Source organism: Pedobacter psychrodurus, assembly GCF_032678585.1.
GTDB lineage: Bacteria > Bacteroidota > Bacteroidia > Sphingobacteriales > Sphingobacteriaceae > Pedobacter > Pedobacter psychrodurus_A.
In genome coordinates this window covers 110,373-134,137 of the sequence record NZ_JAVTSN010000012.1, presented here as the reverse complement: position 1 = coordinate 134,137, position 23,765 = coordinate 110,373, and the positions used below count along the sequence as shown (strand labels likewise).

The 23,765-nt window shown below is 37.2% G+C and carries 18 protein-coding genes; 13 read left to right on the top strand and 5 right to left on the bottom strand.

Annotated features, from left to right (window positions below):
- Both R2S57_RS10310 and R2S57_RS10305 read left to right on the top strand, forming a co-directional pair.
- Positions 1–1,152, top strand: a complete 1,152-nt coding sequence (locus tag R2S57_RS10310) for a galactokinase (protein WP_316844963.1) — start codon at positions 1–3, stop codon at positions 1,150–1,152.
- Positions 1,153–1,191: 39 nt separating this feature from the next.
- Positions 1,192–2,868: a sodium/sugar symporter gene (locus R2S57_RS10305; protein WP_316844962.1), complete on the top strand. Its 1,677-nt coding sequence runs from the start codon at positions 1,192–1,194 to the stop codon at positions 2,866–2,868.
- A gap of 501 nt (positions 2,869–3,369) precedes the next feature.
- Here R2S57_RS10305 and R2S57_RS10300 read toward each other — a convergent pair.
- A complete protein-coding gene (locus R2S57_RS10300; protein ID WP_316844961.1) occupies positions 3,370–4,620 on the bottom strand; it encodes a Na+/H+ antiporter in 1,251 nt (416 codons plus the stop codon).
- A 170-nt stretch (positions 4,621–4,790) separates the two neighbouring features.
- Positions 4,791–5,105 (bottom strand): RNA-binding protein, encoded by a 315-nt coding sequence (locus R2S57_RS10295; RefSeq protein WP_316844960.1) that lies wholly within the window; start codon positions 5,103–5,105, stop codon positions 4,791–4,793.
- 218 nt (positions 5,106–5,323) lie between these two features.
- On the opposite strand from R2S57_RS10295, the gene R2S57_RS10290 reads away from it, so the two are divergent.
- From R2S57_RS10290 to R2S57_RS10260, 7 genes are all read left to right on the top strand, one after another.
- Positions 5,324–7,309 (top strand): sialate O-acetylesterase, encoded by a 1,986-nt coding sequence (locus R2S57_RS10290; RefSeq protein WP_316844959.1) that lies wholly within the window; start codon positions 5,324–5,326, stop codon positions 7,307–7,309.
- Between the two features lie 306 nt (positions 7,310–7,615).
- The gene (locus R2S57_RS10285) at positions 7,616–10,129 is read left to right on the top strand and encodes a beta-L-arabinofuranosidase domain-containing protein (protein ID WP_316844958.1); all 2,514 of its coding nucleotides are present in this window, start codon (positions 7,616–7,618) and stop codon (positions 10,127–10,129) included.
- A 74-nt stretch (positions 10,130–10,203) separates the two neighbouring features.
- On the top strand, positions 10,204–11,067 hold the full coding sequence (locus tag R2S57_RS10280) for an OmpA family protein (protein WP_316844957.1): 864 nt from the start codon (positions 10,204–10,206) through the stop codon (positions 11,065–11,067).
- A 114-nt stretch (positions 11,068–11,181) separates the two neighbouring features.
- Positions 11,182–11,763, top strand: coding sequence for an HPP family protein (locus tag R2S57_RS10275; protein ID WP_316844956.1), 582 nt, complete (start codon positions 11,182–11,184; stop codon positions 11,761–11,763).
- A gap of 112 nt (positions 11,764–11,875) precedes the next feature.
- A complete protein-coding gene (locus tag R2S57_RS10270; RefSeq protein WP_316844955.1) occupies positions 11,876–15,334 on the top strand; it encodes a TraB/GumN family protein in 3,459 nt (1,152 codons plus the stop codon).
- 214 nt (positions 15,335–15,548) lie between these two features.
- The gene (locus tag R2S57_RS10265) at positions 15,549–15,680 is read left to right on the top strand and encodes a hypothetical protein (RefSeq protein WP_316844954.1); all 132 of its coding nucleotides are present in this window, start codon (positions 15,549–15,551) and stop codon (positions 15,678–15,680) included.
- Positions 15,670–15,990, top strand: a complete 321-nt coding sequence (locus R2S57_RS10260; RefSeq protein ID WP_316844953.1) for a hypothetical protein — start codon at positions 15,670–15,672, stop codon at positions 15,988–15,990. Before R2S57_RS10265 ends, R2S57_RS10260 begins: the two co-directional genes overlap by 11 nt.
- A gap of 82 nt (positions 15,991–16,072) precedes the next feature.
- Here R2S57_RS10260 and R2S57_RS10255 read toward each other — a convergent pair whose 3' ends face one another.
- Both R2S57_RS10255 and R2S57_RS10250 read right to left on the bottom strand, forming a co-directional pair.
- Positions 16,073–16,690 (bottom strand): ferritin-like domain-containing protein, encoded by a 618-nt coding sequence (locus R2S57_RS10255; protein WP_410479072.1) that lies wholly within the window; start codon positions 16,688–16,690, stop codon positions 16,073–16,075.
- A gap of 148 nt (positions 16,691–16,838) precedes the next feature.
- Positions 16,839–17,039 (bottom strand): DUF3606 domain-containing protein, encoded by a 201-nt coding sequence (locus R2S57_RS10250; RefSeq protein WP_316844952.1) that lies wholly within the window; start codon positions 17,037–17,039, stop codon positions 16,839–16,841.
- A 400-nt stretch (positions 17,040–17,439) separates the two neighbouring features.
- Between R2S57_RS10250 and R2S57_RS10245 the strand changes: the two genes are divergently transcribed.
- Positions 17,440–17,655: a cold shock domain-containing protein gene (locus R2S57_RS10245; RefSeq protein WP_316844951.1), complete on the top strand. Its 216-nt coding sequence runs from the start codon at positions 17,440–17,442 to the stop codon at positions 17,653–17,655.
- Positions 17,656–17,711: 56 nt separating this feature from the next.
- Here R2S57_RS10245 and R2S57_RS10240 read toward each other — a convergent pair whose 3' ends face one another.
- Positions 17,712–19,562, bottom strand: a complete 1,851-nt coding sequence (locus tag R2S57_RS10240; RefSeq protein WP_316844950.1) for an ATP-binding protein — start codon at positions 19,560–19,562, stop codon at positions 17,712–17,714.
- 275 nt (positions 19,563–19,837) lie between these two features.
- On the opposite strand from R2S57_RS10240, the gene R2S57_RS10235 reads away from it, so the two are divergent.
- From R2S57_RS10235 to mtaB, 3 genes are all read left to right on the top strand, one after another.
- The gene (locus tag R2S57_RS10235) at positions 19,838–20,479 is read left to right on the top strand and encodes a Crp/Fnr family transcriptional regulator (RefSeq protein WP_316844949.1); all 642 of its coding nucleotides are present in this window, start codon (positions 19,838–19,840) and stop codon (positions 20,477–20,479) included.
- A 450-nt stretch (positions 20,480–20,929) separates the two neighbouring features.
- Positions 20,930–21,499: a UbiX family flavin prenyltransferase gene (locus tag R2S57_RS10230; protein ID WP_316844948.1), complete on the top strand. Its 570-nt coding sequence runs from the start codon at positions 20,930–20,932 to the stop codon at positions 21,497–21,499.
- Between the two features lie 167 nt (positions 21,500–21,666).
- Positions 21,667–22,989 (top strand): tRNA (N(6)-L-threonylcarbamoyladenosine(37)-C(2))-methylthiotransferase MtaB, encoded by a 1,323-nt coding sequence (gene mtaB, locus R2S57_RS10225; RefSeq protein ID WP_316844947.1) that lies wholly within the window; start codon positions 21,667–21,669, stop codon positions 22,987–22,989.
- The last annotated feature ends 776 nt before the right edge of the window (positions 22,990–23,765 follow it).

Genomic DNA, 23,765 nt, shown 5'->3' with positions numbered 1-23,765 from the left:
ATGAATGCACAACATTTAAAAAATACATTTAAAAAACTATTCAATGCCGAACCGATTTTGGTACGTTCGCCGGGAAGGATCAATATTATTGGCGAGCATACAGACTATAATGGTGGTTTTGTAATGCCAGCCGCGATTGATAAGGCCATTTATGTAGCCATATCAAAAAGAGAAGATGATGAAATCCATCTGTTTTCCGAAAGTTATCAGCAGTTCGATATTTCTTCGATAAAAAATCTGAAGAAATCAAAAAATAGCTGGGCCAATTATATTTTAGGTGTAGCCGATCAGTTAAAGGAAAGAGGCTACCGGTTGGAAGGCTTTAACTTTTATATTGATGGCGATGTGCCGTTGGGCGCAGGTTTATCCTCGTCGGCTGCTGTAGAGTGTGCAACCGGATTTGCACTCGATCAGCTTTTTTCGCTTGCTGTTCCAAAAATGGATATCGCATTAATTGCACAAAAAGCCGAGCAAACCTTTGCAGGCGTTAACTGTGGCATTATGGATCAGTTTGCCTCTGTATTTGGTAAAAAAGATCAGGCCATTATGCTCGATTGCAGATCGATGAAACACATCTATATCCCGCTAAAATTAGATGGTTACAAACTTTTGCTTTTAAATACGAATGTAAAACATGCACTTGCTGATTCGGCTTACAACAAAAGAAGAGCGCAGTGCGAGCAAGGCGTGGCCTGGGTGAAGGAGCAATATCCGGATGTAAATACTCTCCGTGATGTTGATCTGAGCATGTTGGAAACATTAGTGAAACCAAAAGATCTGGAAGTATATACCAAATGCAGTTTCGTAGTGAAAGAAATCGGTCGTTTACTTACCGCTGCAGAACAACTTGAAAATGGTAATTTAGAAGCTTTGGGTAACCTGATGTTCGAAACACATGAGGGGTTAAGCAAGGATTATGAAGTGAGCTGTAAGGAATTGGATTTTCTGGTAGAAGCTGTCAAGCCGCTCGATTATGTATTGGGTGCCCGGATGATGGGCGGTGGTTTTGGCGGTTGTACCATCAACATTGTTAAAGAAGAAAAGATTGCCGAGCTTATTGAAGAGCTATCTTCTAAATATTTATTGCAGTTTGGTTTAAAACTCGATGCTTATACCGTACAAACCGATAATGGAACCAGTTTATACAATTAAATATAAAATAACCAAAGGTATACTAACCAAAATAAATCAATGAAGAACAATTTATTAGACACGAAGGATTACATAGTATTTGCAATCTACTTCGTTATTGTAGCGGCTTATGGGCTCTACATTTACAACAAGAAAAAATCAGAATCTACGGGTTCTAAGGATTATTTTCTTGCTGAAGGCTCTTTAACCTGGTGGGCTATTGGTGCCTCGTTAATCGCATCCAATATCTCTGCAGAGCAGTTTATCGGAATGAGCGGTTCAGGTTTTAAAATGGGATTGGCCATTGCAACCTACGAGTGGATGGGCGCACTAACTTTAGTGGTGGTTGCGGTATTCTTTATTCCGGTGTACCTGAAAAACAAAATTGCCACCATGCCCCAGTTTCTGCACCAGCGTTATAATGGTACCGTGGCTATGATTATGGCTGTGTTCTGGTTACTGCTTTATGTGGTGGTTAACCTTACCTCAATCCTTTATTTAGGTGCATTGGCCGTAAGCAGTATTTCTGGTTTCGACCTTAAATTCTGTATGTATGCCATTGCAATTTTTGCCATTATCATTACGCTTGGCGGGATGAAAGTAATCGGATACACCGATGTAATTCAGGTGTTTTTCTTAATCTTGGGTGGTTTGGCTACCACTTATCTGGCTTTAAATCTGGTATCTTCACATTACGGTACAAGTGGTATTTTTGAAGGTTATAGCCTAATGACTTCTAAAGCATCAGAGCATTTTCATATGATATTAAAACCTGATAATGAGAACTATATCGATTTGCCAGGTTTAAGTGTATTGGTTGGTGGTATGTGGATTGTAAACCTGAATTATTGGGGCTGTAACCAGTACATCACACAACGTGCTTTGGGTGCCAATTTGGAAACTGCCCGTGGTGGTATCCTGTTTGCTGCATTCTTAAAATTATTAATGCCGATTATTGTGGTATTGCCAGGTATTGCAGCTTATGTTTTATATAAAGATGGGGCATTTCAATCAGAAATGATTCAGGGTGGTTCTGTAAATCCTGACCGTGCTTATCCGGTGTTGTTAAACTTGCTTCCCGCCGGATTAAAAGGGCTTTCTTTCGCGGCATTAACAGCTGCGGTTGTTGCTTCATTAGCGGGTAAAGCAAACAGTATTGCCACTATTTTTACTTTGGATATTTATAAAAAGGTATTAAATGTTGAGGCATCAGAAAAAAACCTGGTAACAACCGGTAAAATTTCTATTGTTGTGGCCATGTTCCTTGGGGTAATCATTGCACCATTTCTAGGCATAGATAAAAAAGGGGGTTTTCAATACATTCAGGAATATACCGGTTTTGTATCTCCGGGTATTTTTGCCATGTTCATCCTGGGTTTCTTTTGGAAAAGAGCAACATCAGGTGCCGCATTATTTGCAACCATCGGAGGTTTCGGTTTGTCAATTTTCCTTAAATTCTTACCAAATATGACCGATCTTTCATGGTTGTCTGGATCAGGTTTCTCCGTTAAAAATGCAGCCGGAGTTTACGAAATCCCATTTTTAGACCGTATGGGTTTTGTATTTATATTCTGTATTCTTGGTATGGTAATTATCAGCTTATCAAGCAACAAAGCCAAGGCAGAAGCTAAAGGACTGGCCATTGATGCCAAAATGTTTAAAACCTCTACCAGTTTTGCAGTAGGTGCTTTAATCATCATCGGTTTATTGGTTGCACTTTACAGTGTGTATTGGTAAACAATAATTTCTTATGTGATTGAGGGATAAAGTCGTTGGATTTTATCCCTTTTTTGATCATGGAGGTCTTTTGAATCTACTCTGGAGTATTAAAATCAACTATAGTGATTAATTGTGTTGAATTTTAAGAGAAAATGTCTTTCTGTGTGATTAAATATTGGTCGTGTGCTGTTTTTGGAAAGTCTTTAAGTATTAAGAATTGGTTTTTGAGTCTTTTATGCTGGTCATTGAGTCTATTTGTCTCAACCGTGAGATTCTTAGTCTCAAACTTGAGTCTTTTATACTGGTCGTTGAGTCTATTTGTCTCAACCGTGAGATTCTTAGTCTCAAACTTGAGTCTTTTATACTGGTCGTTGAGTCTATTTGTCTCAACCGTGAGATTCTTAGTCTCAAACTTGAGTCTTTTATACTGGCTGCAGAGACTATTTGTCTAAATCATGAGTTTATTAGTCTCGAATTTGAGTATAAACGTATGTTTTGGGTGTCGAGAACCTAATTTGTTTAATTCTCCTCTACAGTAAGTTTTTTCACCAACCATGGTAAAGTGAGCCCTTGCCCGATAAGCGTAAAAAGTACCACCACAACAGAAATAAATATAATGGCATTACGCTGCGGGAAAGCACTGCCATCAGATAAAGTTGCCGGTAGTCCAATCGCAATGGCAAGCGAAACGATCCCCCGCATGCCCGACCAGCTGATGATTAAACTATTTTTAAAATCCAGCAAAGCATCTTCCGTGATCCTATGTTTTCCTTTTTGGAAAGCTTTCTGAAGATTAAACTTCTGAAGAAAAACACGCGCCATTCTCAACAGTAAAGCCACAACAGTAATCACCAGCGAATAACCGATGTAAGGCAGAATATCAGCACTATTGATGTTTTTATACACGTAAGGAAACTGTAATCCGATTAAAATAAAAATCAGTCCGTTCAATAAAAAGATAATAATGTCCCAAATGTTTTTCGATTGGTTTTTAAGCGGCTCAGGAAATACCATATTGCTAAATCTCGAGATGCCTAAGCCTAACATCACCACCGCAATTACACCTGATACATGTATTTCTTCTGCAATTAAATAGGTTACAAAAGGCATTAGCAGCATAAAGCTAATGGTAGCGAGTCGGTTATCGTGTATTCTTTTAAGTATAAAAGCTAAAACCCGCACCATCACCATACCCACCAGAAAACCTCCGACCATTAAAATGGCAAATTCGAGTGATGCTTTCCAAAATACAAAAGCAGTTCCGGTTACGGCAGCAACGGCAAATCGATAAGCAACTAATGCCGAAGCATCGTTAACCAAACTTTCGCCCTCCAATATGGTATTGGTTTTATGCGATAAACCCAACCCTTTGGTGATACTCATCGCTGCAACGGCATCCGTAGCCGAAAGAATGGCACCCAATACAAAAGATATTGGCCAGCTCATGCCTGGGATCATATAATGAGCAACCACGGCAATACCGATGGCCGTAATAAATACCAGTGTAATGGCCAGTGCAAATATGGTGTTGATATTGGTTTTAAATTCCTTAAATGAAATATTAAATGCAGCATCATAAAGCAATGGAGGCAAAAATATCAGGAAAATAATTTCTGGATTAATATCGATGGGCGGTAAAGAAGGGATAAAACCAACGGCGATACCGGCAATGATCAATAAAATAGGGTAGGGGATTTTAATGTGATCGGCAATGGAGGAGAGGCCAATCATTACGGCTAAAATAAATATGACAATGGCATAATTTTCCATATCTGTTATGTCGATTGTTTAATGAATATCGGAAGAATAGGCACAAAATATACGTTTAGTACCGGATTACAAAGTTTATCATCAAAAACTAATCAACAGAAAGCAAATATTGATCAATGGCCCTGGCCACAAGAAGAAAGAAAATTAAAAACTCGGGATGTAAAAAGATGTTAGCGCTGTAATCTTGGTCTTTTGCTTTTAAATGGCTGATTGCCCTGTGGTTTTGCTGTTTTAGCAGAACTTTCCTCTTCAGAAACTTTAACCGTGATCACATTACCTTTAAATGTTTCTCCATTTAAGGTCGATACAATGTTTTTTGCATCCGGAAGACTGTATATTTCAAGAAAAGCATAGCCCTTACATTTGCCTGTAGCTCTATCGCGAACAATTTTAATCGTTTCTACCCTACCGTGAAGGCTAACCAATATTGCCAAATCCATCTCTTGGATATTGTCGGGAAGGCCACCTATAAAAATCTTAACCATTTATGCTGTAATTTGAGAGAACGTCCGGCAGAATTAACCTTAAATCCAGAGCTGTTCTTTTAGACCTGCAAAATAAGCAAAATGATATTGTTACCCAAACTAATTGAATGAATTTTGCTTCATTTTTATCAAAAAATTGTGATGAGCAGCATTATGTATTGATGTTGAGCAGTAGAAAATGTACATTCGCTTTCTAATCATTAAAAAATAGGTCAAATATGAGCAACTATAGGCTAAAATCTGTAATTCTAATCGCACTTCTGGTATTCAGTTCATCGTTTATACAAGCCAAGATTTTATTGCCATCTGTATTTAGCGACAATATGGTTTTGCAGCAAAAAACCAATGCGGCCATTTGGGGTAAAGCCACGGCTGGTAAAGCAGTTAAAATCAACGTTTCGTGGAATAAAGTAAACTATGGAACCATTACCGATACCAATGGCAATTGGAAAATAAAGGTTGCAACACCCGGTTATGGAGGTCCATATACCATTACCATTTCGGATGGAGAATTATTGGTGCTGAATAACGTATTGATTGGAGATGTATGGATCTGCTCCGGTCAATCCAATATGGAAATGCCCCTGGCTGGTTGGGGTAAAATCCTAAATTACGAAAAAGAAATTGCTGACGCTAAATATCCAAACATCCGTTTATTGCAGGCAGAACACATTACCAGTGATTTACCGATAAACGATGCTAAAGTAGTGAATAGCGGTTGGCAGGAATGCAGTCCGAAATACATTGCCGAATTTTCTTCTACTGCCTATTTCTTTGCACGGGAGGTGTATGAAAAAACTAAAATCCCTATTGGCCTGATCCATACTTCATGGGGCGGAACGATTGCCGAAGCATGGACCAGTGCCGAATCACTCAAAAAAATGGCTGATTTTTCTGCAGCAGTTGATAAGATCAGGGCGCAGGCTAAAAAACCTTCAACGGTTTCTTATGAAGAAAAGGTACAGAACTGGGTAAAAATGACCACTGATAAAGATTCTGGCTACCAGGCGGGACAAGCCAAGTGGCTTACATCAGAAACTGCAGATTGGAAAAGTATGACTTTGCCTGTTTTATGGGAAGATGCGGCACTTAAAAATTTCGACGGTGTGGTGTGGTTTAGCAGAAAGATTACCATGCCTCAGAATTGGAAAACCAGCGGTATTAAACTGAATTTAGGTGCTATCGACGACAATGACATAACCTACGTAAATGGTGTAAAAGTTGGCGAAACAGCAGGATGGAACCTTGCCCGTTCATATGCAATACCGGCAGATCTGCTTAAACCGGGTGAGAATATCATCACCGTACGCGTTTTTGATAGCGGTGGCGGCGGTGGTATATACGGCGAAGCAAAAGAATTAAATTTGAGCAATAATGCCGGAGAGAAAATTTCACTTGCCGGCGATTGGAAGTATAAAGTTGGATTGGATTTTAAAAATATTGAAGCTAAACCCTATGAAGATAATGGTCCGAACCGGCCAACCGTTTTGTATAATGCGATGATTCACCCTTACCTGCAATTTTCAATCAAAGGTGCCATTTGGTATCAGGGCGAAAGCAATGCTGATAGGGCTTACCAGTACCGCGAATTATTTCCGACAATGATCAAAGATTGGCGTCAGAAATGGGGGCAGGGCGATTTTCCTTTCTATTTTGTGCAATTGGCCAATTTTATGCAGGTTGATAATACACCAGTAGAATCGGCTTGGGCAGAACTTAGAGAAGCACAGCAAAAAACACTCTCTTTGCCAAATACAGGTATGGCGACCATTATTGATATTGGCGATGCAAAAGATATTCACCCGAAAAATAAACAAGAGGTGGGTAAAAGGTTAGGTTTAATCGCTTTAGCCAAAACTTATGGTCAAAAAAACAACTATTCAGGTCCTGTTTATCAATCAAGCAAAACAGAGGGGAAACAGATCCGTTTAACTTTTGGCAATACCGAAAATGGATTAAAAGCGGGTGGCGACAAAGAACTTACCGGTTTTGCCATTGCAGGCGCAGATAAAAAGTTTTATTGGGCAAAAGCAAACATTCAGGGAAATCAGATTATTGTAAGCAGCGATCAGGTAGCCAATCCCGTTGCTGTTCGTTATGCCTGGGGAAATAATCCGGTATGCAATCTTATAAGCAACGATGGTTTGCCGGCATCACCGTTTAGAACCGATACCTGGCAAGGCATTACCTTTGGCAAGAAATAATTTTATAAAATAACTTTTAAGTAGAGCCCAACAGTTTATAAAAAATATATTGTTGGGTTTTGTTTTTTATAGTCATCCCAGATACTGTCTATAAGAAAGATATTTATATAAAATACAAACGACATGACGATTGTTTTAGGTGAGGGGACCAGAATTAATTACTATAGATAAATGTTGATTTGAATTTATGTTAATTGATTGATAATTAGTCTTTTGATTTTTGCTGATCATATTTACTAAATCGTTTTAATATTCGTTCATATTTATTAGTTTTATGGCATAATGATCTAACCAATAAAACCTTTTATGAAAAGAGTAGTCACATCAATTTGTTTCTTAGTTTCCTGTCTATCTATCGATACTTTACATGCACAAAGTTTAACGGAATTTAATAAATCGCCATTAAAACAGAATGTTTACGTGCAATTGCCCATAGGCAGTATAAAAGCAAAAGGATGGCTATTGAAACAACTGGAGCAACAAAGAGATGGTGCAACCGGAATGGCAGAGGAGTTGTATCCGGAAAAAGATAATTTAGGCAAAAATTCTGATTGGCTTGGTGGTGATGGAAGCGGATGGGAGCGCGTGCCTTATTATGTTAAAGGTTTGGTGGCCCTGGCTTACACATTAGATGATGCTGCACTTAAAGTAAAAGCACAAAAATATATCGACTGGACATTAAACAGCCAACAGGCTAATGGTTTGTTCGGTCCGCAAAAAATGAAAGATTGGTGGCCTCGAATGCCCATGATGTATGCCCTGCAAAGTTATTATGAGGCTACAAATGATAAAAGGGTAATTCCTTTTCTATCGAAATATTGTAAATATGAACTGGCTAACCTTGATGCTGATCCATTAAAAGAATGGGGAAAATCGAGAGCGGGCGATAACATGGAAATTGCCATTTGGCTTTACAATAAAACAGGTGATCGAGACCTGTTAAAACTGGTCGACAAATTAAAACAGCAGGCTTATCCCTGGATCGATATCTATAGCAACAATGAATTCTACTATTATGGCGATGATTTTCAGCCAAAACATATGGTAAATGTTGCGCAGGCATTAAAATTCCCGGTTGTTTATGCGCAATTGAATGATAGTCCGACAAACCGTGAAGCACTTTCTAAGGGCATACAGCACATCATGCACGATCATGGTCAACCAGAAGGCCTGGGCTCTGGAACCGAATTTCTTGCAGGTACGAGCAGCATAGAAGGTGTAGAAACCTGTACGGTAGTGGAGTGGATGCAAAGTTTGGAAACAGCTGCTAAGGTTATCCACAATGCCAGTATCGGCGACCAGTTGGAAAAAGTTGCTTTTAATGCTTTACCGGCCCAGTTTAGCAGAGATTTTAAAAATCATTCTTACTACACTTTACCCAACCAGGTGCAAAGTGTGCACGGAGAACATGGTTTTAATCAGGATTATGGAACAGGTATCGTTTCTAGTCCCTATTCTGGTTACGGATGTTGCCGTTACAATATGCACATGGGCTGGCCTTACTTTGTAAAAAGCAGTGTAGTGGCTACACCTGATCATGGACTTGCTGTAATTACCTATGGCCCAATGGAAATTGAAACTTTGGTAGCTGGCAATAAAAGAATAAAAATTACTGAAGAAACCAATTATCCTTTTGAAGAGCAGGTTAAGTTAAAAGTAAACCTTAATGCTCCTGTATCGTTTCCATTAATTTTAAGAATTCCTGCATGGGCTGTTAAACCCACCGTAAAACTAAACGGAACTGTATTAAGCGGTGTAAAAGCAGGGGAAATGTTCACGATTAGCCGTGAGTGGAAAGATCAGGATCAATTGCAATTGGATTTTCCGATGCAGATTGCCACAGAAAGACAAGTGAACAATTCTGTTAGTATAGAACGTGGGCCTATCGTTTATGCCCTCGAAATTAAAGCAGAAAATAAAATAACCAAAACACATCCGGTTGCTGGTTTCACAGATTACGAAATCCGCCCTGAATCGGCCTGGAACTATGGTTTGTCATTGGGTAAAGGAGATCTGAACCATGTGGTTAAAGTGGTCAAATCAGTCATGCCCGAAAATCCTTTCATCGCAGCAAATTCACCCATTAAACTAAAAATACAGGGCAAGAAAATCCCATCATGGGGTTTGGGTTACAACAAGGTTTCGGCTTTTGATGTGCCTTTCAGTCCGGTTGCTTCAACAGAAAAAGATGAAGAGATTACCTTGGTGCCTTATGGATCAGAAAATATCCGTTTAAGTTTATTTCCGGTAATCGGTCAGCCTAAAAAAGCAAATAAGAATTTAGTAGAAAATTTCGATACAGGAATGGCTGCTGATTGGGTGTTTTATGGCGGAGGATGGTTCTGGAAAGATGGTCAGGTGAATTCTGCGTCAAATGCAGGATCGGGTGGTTATGGCATAAACGGTTCTAAATATGTGGCCAATGGAACCGATTTTAAAGACTTTACTTATCAGGCAGATGTAAAGATCAATACTGCAGGCGATGCAGGTTTAATGTTCAGGGTATCTAATCCAGCCATTGGTCCTGATGCTTACGAAGGGTATTATGTTGGCTTAAATCAACTTACAGGTACAATACAGTTGGGAAAAGCGAGTGATCAAAAATGGACCGTTTTAAGCTCAGAAAAGTACCCAGTTGAAATGAACAAAATGTATACCTTAAAGATAGTGGCCAAAGGAGATAAATTTGATATTTTTATAAACGGATCGGCAAAACCTATTCTCTCTGCAACAGATGGTCAATACCGATCGGGCAGTATAGGATTAAGAGCGTATAAAGCTTTGGCCAGCTTTGATTCGGTAAAGATTAACGCTTTTTAACACCTGTTCAGGGCGATATTAAACTTTGCGGCAAGGAATTTGTTAACGTATTAGCAATAAATAAAAATAAGATTATGAAATTATACAAATCAATACCTATAATGCTCTTTGGTCTTGCACTTGCAGCAGGTTGCGTAAGCAATAAAAAATATGCTGAACTTCAGGATACCTATTCGAAACTGAGAGAAAGAAACCAGGAGTTAAGTAATAAATATCAGGATAGCCAACGCGAACTGAGCGGCAGTACCAGTAGGGTGAAAAGTTTAGAAGAGCAGATTGCCTCAGAAAAAGCCAATGTTACCGCCTTACAGGATGCTTTGAACAAATGTTTAAATTCGAGTAACCAGGGCAATGTAAATATTTCTAAACTGGTTGACGAGATCAACAGTTCTAATAAATACATCAAACAATTGGTAAATGCCAAAAACAAAAGTGATTCACTTAATATGGTGTTAACCAATAATTTAACCCGTTCGTTAAGTAGAGAAGAACTTGGAGATGTTGATGTTCAGGTACTTAAAGGTGTAGTTTACATCTCTTTGGCTGATAATATGCTTTACAAATCTGGTAGTTACGAGGTTTCAGACAAAGCGGGTGAAACATTAAGTAAAATTGCCAAAATCATCAAAGATTACGATACTTACGATGTATTGATAGAAGGTAATACCGATAATGTGCCGATTACGCAAACCAATATCCGCAACAACTGGGATTTAAGTGCTTTACGTGCTTCATCAGTAGTGCAGGTATTGCAAACCAAATATGCTGTAGATCCTAAACGTTTAACCGCTGGCGGACGTGGAGAGTTTAATCCAATTGCAGATAATACTACAGCAGGAGGGAAAGCGAAAAACAGACGTACACAGATTATCATTACGCCTAAGTTAGATCAATTTATGGATCTGATCGGAAAAGCGCCTGAGCAGTCTCAAAAATAAAATCGAAAAAATATTCATTTTTGAAGGGTTGGAATTAATTTTTCAACCCTTTTTTATTTACTGGAGCTTACACTTTATATTTTGCTATTTTTGCACGCGCTCCAGCATAGGCTTATGAGAACACGGATAAGAAAACACCTTCGAACAGCAAAATACATCGTTTATAAAGAAACCCTAATCGATTTTAAAGAACATTTCTGGACATTTATAGGTGCCTTTTTTGGGGTCGGCATTATTGGTCTGCTTAATTCTAAATACTTTACTGCGAATGATAACTTATTTCTCATTGGTTCTTTTGGTGCCTCATCAGTGCTTATTTACGGTATCATCAATAGTCCGCTTGCACAACCAAGAAACTTAATTGGAGGCCATGTGCTTTGTGCAATCGTAGGGGTTACCATCCATAAACTTATCCCTGGCGAAGTTTGGTTATCTTCTGCCTTATCGGTTTCAATATCCATCGTATTGATGCAGATTACAAAGACCCTCCATCCTCCGGGAGGGGCAACGGCATTAATTGCCAATATTGGTTCGGCTAAAATTCAATCCTTAGGTTATTTATATGTGCTTAGTCCGGTATTGTCTGGCGCCACTATACTTTTAATCGTCGCCATCATCGTAAATAACAGAACATCACATCGTAGCTATCCCAACAATAAAAAGTGGTACAGGGTATGGCACAGGTACCGCAGGTAATAGGTGTTAGCTTATAAACTTGTTTTCTCCATGTACGAATTGATTTAAAACTTAATGTAGATTTAAACAGAAAACTATTATATTGTCGACTTATTTTTAACGCTCGATCTTTATGAAGTTTTCTTTCTCTTTTGGGTTTTCGCCAAAAGCAACTTGCTTGATACTAATCTTTTTCGCTATTACATTTAAAACTTTTTCGCAAGAAAATAACTCAAGGTATAATTTACTTTGGCAAATTAGTGGAAAAGGTCTTTCGAAACCATCCTATCTTTTCGGATCCATGCATGTTAAAGACCGGCGTGCATTTAACTTTAGCGATTCGGTAATTAAAGCGATCCAGGCCAGTTCCGGGTTTGTTCTTGAGGTGCACCCTGATTCTTTAACAAAGTCTATCTTCAATCATTTGCCGCAAGCAAAGGATAAGGGGAAAATTACCAGGCTGATTACCGCAGAGCAAACCGCCGAGCTGATGAAACGGTTTAAGCACAAAAATGGTTATACGCCAGATTCTGCCTTGCTCGATAATCCAATATTGGTTGCTTCTTTAATGCAACCTGACTTTTCTAAAAAAGATGATATGCAAACTTTTGTCGATGCCTATTTATATGGGATTGCCAGAACACTGAAGAAAAAGATTTATGGCTTGGAAAAGCCCGAAGATCAGGTAAAGTTGTTATATGGTAACGATGAAAAGGTTGGGGCTTTGTTTGATGTAGATGAGGAAATGGAGGCCAAGAACTTTGAAAAATTAATCAACATTTATGCAAATGGTAATCTTGAAGAAATTTCTGGTATGCTAAATGATGGGCGTGATGACCAATTGGACCTTGTTGGCCGGAATAAAATAATGCTCAACGGTATTACGCAGTTAATCACATCTGATAATATATTTATTGCCGTAGGTGCTGCGCACCTTTCTGGTGAGCAGGGTTTGATTAGCCTGCTGAAAAAAGAAGGATATACCTTACGGGTCGTTAAAGGTGATTTTACCGGTGTTGCAAAATCGTTTAAAATCGATTATGCCAAAATGGATTGGGTGAAATACAAAGATGTTGCTGATAACTATGAAATCGAATTCCCTTCGCAACCCTTTGTTACCAAGCAGATTGTCGGGAAATATTTAACCTGTACCGATCTGATTACCGATGTGGTATATACCTTTAACTCAACTTACGTGGGGCCACTCGATAAAGTTTCGCCAAAGCAGTACCTGGATTCAGTTTTAAAAGGTTATACAGAAGATGATGTTAAACTGTTGAGTAAAAAAAGCGATAACAGGTTTGGGGTTGTTGGTTTGGATGTGGAAATGCAGACAAACAATAAATTTTCAAGATCTATCATGTTATACAAAAATAACACCTTATATATCATCAATGTCGAAAATGCAAAGAATAGCCTTCATGAAGCATTCGTAGAGCGGTTCATTTCCTCATTTAAGATCGGCGATGCCATTTCTACAAAGAGCAGCAATTGGTTGGATTACAAACATGCATTAGGTGGCTTCAGTTTAAGAACCCCGCTGCAGCCAGAAGAAATGATCAAGGAAGTAGCTAATCCAAGCTTCGCTGCTTCCCCTTATGTGATGAACATATATACCATGTTAGATAAGGTTAATAATGTAAGCTACTTGTTTAAATACAATGATTTTCCTGAAGGAATGTATGTAGCTGATAAGGAAACTGTATTTAGCGGTACCGTAAAGCAACTTGGAAAAAACGGTAAAATTATCGAGGGACCGAAAACAATCTATAAAGAAGGCTTGGAGGGAAGGGAGATCGAATTGCTTCTGCAGGGTACTTACATGAAAGTTCAGGTGTTTTTAAGGGGCAACCGTACTTATCTGCTCATGATGCAAAATGGAATAAATGCTGATAAATTGAAAGATAATGATTTTTTCAGTTCTTTTAAATTGGAAAAATACCAGGATGGAAGCATTAATCCTTATCAGGTAGAAGATTTACAGGTTTTTACCCCTGGTAAACCAGTCGAAGCATCAGCAGCTGCTGAAAAAGATCATACTTCTATTTTAAGTGATATTAAAACATATTATTCGCTCAACAGGAATTCTGGTGGTCTTTATTCTTTTGAAACAGGGAATCTCACTAAATATGCTAAAATTTTAAATGTAGATTCTTTTTATCTTCAAATAATGAATGGGATCAAAAAAGAAAGCGATACCATTAGAAAAACAGAAGATATAATGGTTGGCAAATCGAAGGCTAAAATTTTTACCTACACCGATAGTGCCGCAGGACTGGAAAGAAAAGTGAAAATCTGGATTCATGAAAACCGCTTCTACTACATGGGGGTGATGTGTACCAAAGAAGAATTGGATAGTAAGCTGGCACATGCTTTTTTTAATCAGTCCGCTTTAATCGGCAATCAAAAGCCTTTTGATGTTAAAGCATCTAAAGCTAAAATGTTGTTCGATAATCTGAAAAGTAAAGATTCTCTTGTCTTTAATCCTGCTTTTGGCGCATTGTCTTATTACGAATTTGATAAAACTGAAATACCTTTGATCAGTGCAGCATTAAGGATTAAATATCCCGACGACACTACCGCAAACGGAGTTAGGATAAAATTGATAAGATCGTTAAGTGTATTGCAAAAACAAAAAAGCATTCCCCTGTTAAAAGAGTTGTTTGCGGATCTTAAAAACTCCGATATTTTACGCGCCAAAGCACTTGTCGAAGTGGTAAAACTGGATTCGACACAATATGGCTGGTATTTGAAAAACCTTTCAGATACGAAAACGCTTGATCTGCAAAATTATTGGACGGTTTTTAAACCTTTAAATGATTCGTTAGCCTTTGTTTCCAAAAACTTTGATCAGGTTTTGGCCCTGAAAAATAAAATCAGGTACCGTACCAATGTGCTCGACATTGTTTCGGATTTGTTGAATGAAAAAAACAGGTCAAAATATTTAGCTCAGGTTAAAAGCAGTAGGGATAAAATAACGGCTACCAGTTTAGCAGATCTGAATACCTTTCTTAAGGATAGTGAAAATGGAGACGCAAGTTCAATTTATACCTATTTGAATATTCTGCCGGCGCTTGATCTACCCAATTTAACAGATATGTTTACCAAAAAAATAATTGCGGATTCTATTCCCTACATGCTTACCCAGGCGCTGTGTGCCAGGATAAAAGCAAACTTACCACTCGATCAAAAACTACTCGATGCGCAATTAGACAGTTTATCAACCCGTTACGATATTTTATTGGCCTTCAACGCTAAACAAAAATTAGATCAGGTTCCTTTAAAATACAGAAAGCATGAAGAACTTGCCAAAGTTATGCTTTACAACTATTTGGGTGATGAACAAGACTATCCAGAAACCATTACACTTTTAGATAAAATTGATGAAAATGGAAAGAAATACTATGCTTTTGAATATACTTTTACCGTAGAAGAAGAGAAAAAAACCTATATAGCAGTGTGTGGCGCTTTTGATGACAAAACCGATAAAATTAATTTTGATGAATACAGTTGTTATAGCGATTTTGAATTAAAAAGCGATGATTGGTTGACACAAGCCAAGGCACTGGTAAAGGTTTTAGAAGAAGAGTAAAACGCATCATCAGGATATGACATAATAAAATATAAATGCAATGTAATTATGTTATATTTGATTAGATCAGTAATCCATATCATTGAAATTTTCTCTCGCTGATGTACCATTGCGGTATTCTCTAACCTTACACTTTAGATGAGTATTTTTTATTCCGGTCACCGAATTGTTTATGCAATGATGATTGGTCTTATTAACTATAATCATTTATAAGATGAGTAGAGATAAAAAGAAACCGATCGGCGTCGATAAGAAAGCGCCATCCGATTATCAATCTGGAAAAGGGAAGTCGGCAAAAGTAGAAACAGATTTATTTGCTAAAAAGCCAGGTAAAAATGGCAAATAACGATCCAAAAGTTCAGGCAAAGGTATTTTTATACGAACTGAATAATACCAGACATGAATATGGTTTTTCTGCAACAGAAGAGTGGACATTGGGTTTGGCTACGAATAACCAGAAAAAAGATTTAGAGAATAAATATTATCCCCTACTATCAATAACCATTGAACCAGAAAATATAATGGGAATGCTCGATCTTTTGGAAGAAAAACTAGGAAGTGCAGTTGCACATATTAAATCAAATCTTAGTTCCAGTAGAATTTCAAAAGAATCTGTTAACTTACTTGCTTATTGTACTGGAAGATTGAAGTACTAATTGCGATAAATAGCGCTACGGCATACAAAAAACAGTTCCTAACCATAATTAGGAACTGTTTTTATTTGAATTCAACAGCTGCTTATTCTGCCGCTGCCTCTTGATTAACGAAACTTTCTGCTATCTCTGTTAAAGTAACATCAGTCGCTTTTTCATTTTCTAAAGTTTGCGCCAGTAAATTAGCCACTTCGGTATGGCCCATGTTTTCGGCAAAAACTTTCAAGGTGCCATACGTCGCAATCTCATAATGTTCTACCTTTTGTGCGGCCAGAATTAATCCCGCATCGCGGATCATCGTGCCCTTATCTGTTTCTTCAATAATCCCGTTGGCTTCTTCCAGTAATCCAGCCATGGCATCACACTTCTTAGCAGTAGCCTTCTCGTCTAAAAGTGAGAATATCTGTACCAGTGTTTCAATGTGGGTTTCTGTTTCGGCTGTATGCTTGTCGAACGCAGCGGCCAATTCTCTACTGGTTGCAGCCTTTTTCATTTTAGGCAGTGCTTTTGCCAAATGTTGCTCGGCCCAGTAAATGTCCTTTAATTCATCAACAAAAAACTTATGGAATTCAGAGTCTTCCATTTTGCCGGTTTTGTTTTGAGGTTTTGCCGATGATTTTGTCTTTGTATTAACTGTTTTTTTTGCAGCAGCGCCCGCTGTTGTAGCAGGAGATTTTGAACTTGTTTTTGTTGTAGTTGCCATAGTTATATTTTTATAGGTGCTGTATAAACAACCGTGGCTTTTGTTAAAAGGTTTAGGGAATCTCATTTAAATGCAAAAAGCACTAACCAGTGGCTAATGCTTTTCTTAAACTGGATGATTTCCAATCTTATAATTTATACAATACTAATCAAGAAATACTGACTTTTTTCTTTTGTTGATTTAAATAAGCAGTTATCTGATTTAAGGTGATACATCGGGTAGCTCTTACTGCCGATTTCAGTACTTCAGAAGTTACACCTAGCCGGTTTGCCCAATAATTTCTATCTGTTTCTTCAGATAACAGGACGATTTCTTCCTTAATGTTTGATGTTTGGGTGAGATTTTCCATGTTGGGATGATTAATTAGATAAATATCAGTACAAGCTCGTTTTTGTTCTGTAAAAATAGCTTTTTTTATTATAAATAACAATATGTAAATCAGATAGTTAATATAAAATGATTTTGTTAACATATTTTCACTCTATATGAGGGTAATAGTAGGGTTTGATGGTTATTTAGCGCAGGTAATATTAATAATTTAACAAATGGGTTATATTTTTAGCAAATCATTAAACGAGCTCTTTTCCAAAAAATCAATATGAATTAGGTGAAATTTAATCTTTTCATAAACAACGATTACCGATAAAGAAAACGATTTAGTAGAGCTTTTTGCTATGTTTATTTTTATGCATATGTATTTTTAATTATACTGATTTTCGTTATAATTGTCGACTTTTTTATTAAACCCGATGAACAACAAAAGAAAGGGATACGTTAGTCTGATTGATATTGAACAAGGCCATGGAATCATTATTGATGAAAACGGCCAGGATATTCATTTTTTTCTAAGTACAACATCCGATCATATGATCACCAACTCAAAAGTAAATTTTGAAATAGAATTAAGTACCAAGGGTTTAACCGCTGTTAATGTAGAACTTGAAATAGATATGGTTCGGGTTTAATTCATTAGGTTAGTGATAACAAAAAAGGATATTTGGTTTGGCATCCACCAATATATTTATTCCGCTGTGGGCAAACTAAAATAGAATGTAGAGCCTTTTCCAAATTTACTCTCCACCCAGATTTTTCCGTTATGCCTTTCCATTACTTCTAAGCAGATATATAAACCAACGCCAAAGCCAGCAATTGTTCGCGTATCCAGGCTTTCAACACGGAAAAAACGATCAAAAAGCTTAGGTATGTTCGCCTCTTTAATTCCAATACCTTCGTCTTCTACACTAACAATTACTTCGCCTTTTTTTCTTTCGCATTTGATGGCGATTAAAGACTCTTTTTTAGAATATTTAGCTGCATTGCTGATCAGGTTATTAATTACATTGCCAATTTTCTCACGATCTGCGTTTACTATAATTTCGTCTAAACCAATAACCTGTATAAAGTGACTTGGCAAAATAACCCTGTTTTCTTCCGCAATGGTTTTGATTAGTTCTACGAGATCGAAATCAGTTTTATTTAATAAAATTTTGCCGGATTCTAAGAGCGATACATTTAGAAAACCATCAATCATGAGCGACATTCTTTTCAGCTGCACATTTATTTTGTCAAGGGTCTCAATGGTAAAGTGATTGCCGGTAGTTTCTTTAAGCTTAAATTGTAAAAGCTGTACATAAGCACTTAGCGCAGTTAAAGGTGTTTTGAGCTCATGGCTTACCATGCCTATAAAATCATTTTTCCTAATCTCATCTTGTTTATGCTCCGTAATATCTAAAACAGCTCCGGCGATGTAAACAGCCTTTCCTTCTTCATTATAATAGGCTTTACCGGCAGTTCTCAACCATTTTGTTTTCGTATTTATGCCGTTCAGATTAATTTGATATTCGATGTTGAAAGCCTGTCTGTTATGCAACGCTTTTTTGATACTGCTAGTCAGAAATGCAATATCATCCGGGCTGATCAATGATTTTGCTTGCTCAATTCCTAAGGTGTTGCTTTCCAGTTCATAAATTTGTTGTGCCCTTTCTGATAACAGTACCTTTTTGCTTTCAATATCAATATTCCAGGAGCCCATTTCGGATGCATCCATGGCAATTTTGAGAATGTCTTTAGCCTTGAGTAGTTCCTTTTTAAAGTTTACCTGTTCTGTAATATCCTTAATGATGACTAAAATTCTGGTGACTTCGTTTTTATCATTTTTTAAAGGCTGGTACATCGCAATAAAAAAACCATCAGTTTTTGGTGTCGAAATTCTTAATTCATTCAAAACTAAAGGCTCACCTATTTTAAAAATGTCTTTAACGCGATTCAATATAGGTTTTTCTAAGCCAAGCTCAGGCCTTGCTTCTTCCTGTGGTATGCCGATAACTTCTTTTCTGGTTTTATCCCAAAGTTTCAAAATATTATCATTTGCATATTCTGTAATCAATTCAGTACCTCGTAATACACACATTCCCAAGGGTGCCTGCTCGAAAAAACCTCTAAACCTTGTTTCACTTTCGGAGAGTTCGAATAAAATGTTTTCCAGGTTATTTTCATTGGCTACGATTTCTTTCAGCGAGCAAATAATGTATTCAACTGGGTGATCGTTCTGTATTACAGGAGAAAATTCCAATTCCCATTTTACATGTGGCGAATTGGAATAAATAGGATGAATAATTAAAATATTTTTTTCTTTGCGCTCACTTACTTTACGAACTGTTTTAATCAATTGCTCTTTTTCCCCGTCAGAAAGTAGATTCGGAATAATATCAATATCATAAAACTTAAAGTTTCCTCCTATCCGTTCTATTAACGCCCTATACGCATCATTGTGTTCTACAACAACCAAAACTGGTTTTATTTTGAAAATGATTAAAGGAGTATTAGAATGTTTTAATAGTGCTTTTAAAAATGATGATGCTAAATCTATCATAAATTTGGTTAACGCTTTCTCAAATATAACCGTTAGGACTTTAATTGCCAACAGATTTGTTACGAAGGTATAATATTTATACTACAAAAATGTATTAATTATAAGTCTAAATGCTGTTTAGGTTGTTATAAGGCCATATTTTATACATCATTTTAGCATAACATTATTTATTGACTAAACATTTTTATTGCACAACTGTTAAATAAAAAGGTAGATAATATTTTCGTTTTATCCTTTTTGGAGGATTATTAGCAGTTACACAATAGATATCGAACATGAGTCACGAAAACATTTATTCAACAGATAAGTGGAGGGCATTTAATGGGTTTTCCCCTTTAATTAAAGTCTACAGAACCTTCCATCAGTTAACATCTGATATAGAATTCATCATCAATCAACATACTTTTCCGGTTACTTTTAAAAAGAATAAATTTATTTCTTCACCCTTACACCGTGATAAATGCACCTATCTTATCTTTAAAGGTGTAGCCAGAGGTTATATGAAAGATGATGATAAAGAAATTACCACCTGGATTGCAAAAGAAAATGAGTTTGTTAGCAATTTGAATAATTTTTGGGATGAAGGTGAGCCTGGTGAAGAATACGTACAGGCTCTGGAAGAGGTAGTTGCAATTGCGGTTCCCCACAGCATGACTAAACAACTTTATCTAAATTATTATATTGCAAATTATGTTGATCGGAAAATGACCCAATTACACTACCTACAAGCTTGCGAGCGGGCACTGATCACAAGGTTACAATCTGCGGAAAAGAGATATGTGCGTTTTATGAAGTTTTACCCAGAACTGGTAAATAGGGTTCCCCTAAAATATATTGCTTCTTTTCTATGTATGCGATTGGAAACGTTGAGCCGTATTAGATCTAAACTAGCTTTGCATGCGATGAGTACATCTTGATGATGAGATACTGTTAGATCCTATCCCTAATAATTTTTGACGTACTATTTCTTAGACATCTGTTATTTTAATATCAAAAAATTGTAAAGCTAAATGTTCGAAATTAGGTTTTAGAATTATAAATGTATTGTCATAATGAGTAAAAGTGACTGATTTGTAATACATATTATTTAATAGTGTTGCGTAAAATGTATCATTTTTGCCCTTAAAATTGATTTTATATTAATTTTGTAAAAAATTATTAGATTGATAATCAGTATGTTATTTTTATATTTTGATTTAAAGGCGTCATTTAGACGATTTAACATTTCTCTGGTATATTTTTTTAAAAATTTATATATATTTGTTCTTACCCTTTCGAGGGTATGTTTTTCATAGGTAGATGTAGGGTCAGAACTTTGTTCTGGCCCTTTTTTATTTAGTATCTTTCAGAAAACCTATCTTTGTATAATGATAAAAAAGAAAGTGATTGTTGCGGTTACTGGTGCCAGCGGTTCTATATATGCAAAGGTTTTATTTGATCAGTTATCGAAATTAAAAGCCCAGATTGAGGCTGTTGGCGTAGTAATGAGCGATAATGCAAAAGAGGTTTGGCAATTTGAACTGGGTAACCAGAATTATGATCAATTTGTAGATTTCACTTTTTATAATAAAAATGACTTTAATGCTCCTTTTGCCTCAGGATCTGCAAAATACGACACCATGATCATTGTTCCCTGCTCAATGGGAACTTTAGGACGTATTGCGCATGGAATATCCAACGATTTAATTTCAAGAGCGGCAGATGTGGTATTAAAGGAGCGGAGAAAGTTGATTGCCGTGGTAAGGGATACTCCTTTTAGTTTAATCCATATCAATAACATGAAAACCGTTACCGAGGCTGGTGGGATCATTTGTCCGGCAAACCCTTCATTTTATAGTTTGCCTAAAAGCATAGAAGAAGTTGCCGGAACGGTAATTAGCAGAGTATTGGATTTGGCAGGTTTTGAACAGCAAAGCTACCGTTGGCAGGAAGACTAATTGGGAGTGTTGAGTTGTGCGATTGGCGTAAATTAACCCATTTGGTAAAATTCTCCAAACTCCAAACACCCAACTCTAAACTATCTTTTGTTAATACACTGTAAATTGTAGGTTGAGACGGTTTCAAACACCCAACTCCGAACAAATTTCTTATCTTTGCAGGCTCAATGAAAAAAGTCGCATTTTATACATTAGGTTGTAAACTCAACTTCTCTGAAACCTCAACTATCGGTCGTTTATTTACCGATGCCGGTTATGCTGTGGTAGAATTTCAGGATCAGGCTGATGTTTATGTGATCAATACCTGCTCTGTTACGGAGCATGCTGATAAAAAATGCCGTAAAGTTGTTAAGGAAGCTTTAAAGTATTCGCCAAATGCCTTTGTAACCATTGTTGGTTGTTATGCACAGTTAAAACCACAGGAAATTGCTGAAATAGAAGGTGTGGATATGGTTTTGGGTGCTGCCGAAAAATTCAGGATTGTAGAATACATTACCGATTTAACCAAACAGCCTAAAGCGGTTGTTCATCAGCAGAATATCGAAAAAGTAAATCATAATTTTATTGCCTCTTATTCTATTGGGGATAGAACGCGTACTTTTTTGAAAGTACAGGATGGTTGCGATTATCCTTGTACCTATTGCACTATTCCTTTAGCGCGTGGCGCAAGCCGTAGCGATACCATCGAAAATGTAGTTAACCGGGCGAAAATGATTGCCGAAAGCGGAGTAAAAGAGATTGTATTAACGGGGGTAAACCTTGGCGATTTTGGGATCCGTAACGGTCAGCGCGAAGATAAATTTTTTGACCTGGTTAAAGCCCTTGATGAAGTAGAAGGAATCGAAAGAATCCGCATTTCGTCGATTGAACCAAATCTTTTGAGCAATGAGATCATTCAGTTTGTATCTACCTCAAAAAGATTTGTTCCACATTTTCATATTCCTTTACAATCGGGTTCTGATAAAATTTTAGGCTTAATGCGCCGTCGTTACCGTACCGATTTATATGTAGAACGTGTGGCCAAAATTAAGGAAGTAATGCCGCACTGTTGTATCGGCGTGGATGTAATTGTCGGTTTTCCGGGTGAAACAAAAGAAGATTTCTTAGATACCTATCAGTTTTTAAACCAACTTGATATTTCTTATTTACACGTATTTACTTATTCTGAACGCGAATTAACTGCTGCTGCCGAAATGAAAGGTGTTGTAGCCGGAAGTGTACGCAACGAACGTAGTAAAATGCTCCATATTTTATCGGATAAAAAACGCAGGGCTTTTTACGAATCGCAGATTGGTACTCAAGGCGAAGTTCTTTTCGAAGCTGATCAGAAATCGGGTTACATGCATGGTTTTACCAAAAATTATGTAAAAGTCCGTGCTAAATACGATCCGGTGATGGTTAATGAGTTAAAAGCAGTAAAGCTTTTAGAAATTACGGCTGATGGTGAGGTAGAGGTTGCCGAATTGGAAACTGCTTACGCACATCATTAGTCAGAAGTCTTCAATCTAATTTTCATTCCTTCGATTTGTCATCCTGAGGGATAATTTATTGCATAAAAATCAATAGGATTGACGTATAAATTATCTTTTTTGCCCTGCTGCTCCGTCTTGCCTCGGCTCGCCGCCGCCGAAGGGCTCTTTCTTTTTGGCATCAAAAAGAAACAAAAAATGCCGGCTGAAAATTTTTCTTTGGAAGCCAGTAGAGTGGCTTGGTCTGTGGGGCCCGAAAAATTTGTTAGGCCGGGTCTTAGTTGAACGTGGATGAGGTGCTTTGGCCTAGCTCGGAGGAAATGCAAATGCATTTAAGTTATTCATTAGTAAATAATTACAAAATAACGTCAATGGTAGCGTAGTCGAAGGATCTTTAAAACACAGAACATGAAATTGATATTTCGTTGTCAATGATTTTAATTTACGCTTTCGAAGAACTACTATAGAGAGTTAATTAGACCCGATCGGAGCGGGCACGAATCCGATTTTTTCTATCGGGTGAGTAAAGCGTAGCGCGGGACTGTAGCAACCAATAAAATACTGAACCACTATTCTCCTAATAAAAATAGAGTTTGACCAGTTTCTCCGTGTTTAACCGCTGGTCTTATGCCTTTCAGCTTTTTTCCCTTCGGGTTTGATTACACAGATTTTAGGAACGCACTGATTATGCAGCTTTGATCTTTCTGCTTCGACTTTACGTTTTTTGCTTTAGTCTTTGGTCTTTCAGCTTTAGTCTTTCCGCTTTGGTCTTTCTTTCCTATCTTCGCAACAAATAA